1 pseudogene is annotated in these 361 nt (G+C 65.7%); it reads right to left on the bottom strand.

Annotated elements, in window-relative coordinates:
* Positions 1–301, bottom strand: a pseudogene (locus ACFHWY_RS28920) (transposase); the annotation flags it as partial.
* Positions 302–361 lie beyond the last annotated feature (60 nt).

Raw genomic sequence — 361 nt, forward strand, 5'->3', positions numbered from 1 at the left:
CGGTCGGCGCGGTGTAGACCGGCTTGAGTGCTTTGGCGATCTTGTCCCAGTCCTGGCGGGCCGCGTACCGGAACGAGTTACGCAGCAGATGAACCACGCAGGTTTGCACGATCGTGCGCGGCCACACCGTCGCGACGGCGTCCGGCAGGCCCTTGAGCCCGTCGCAGACGAGCATCAAGACGTCCTGGACGCCGCGGTTCTTCAGCTCGGTGAGCACGTGCAACCAGTGCTTGGCACCTTCACCGCCGTCGCCGGCCCAGATCCCGAGGATGTCGCGGTTCCCGTCGACGGTGACCGCCACACGGCCGTTTCAACATCATCCGGCAAGGCCGAGGATGGTGAATGGCCTGTTCATGTCGCG

The organism is Micromonospora sp. LOL_024 (assembly GCF_048060415.1).
GTDB lineage: Bacteria > Actinomycetota > Actinomycetes > Mycobacteriales > Micromonosporaceae > Micromonospora.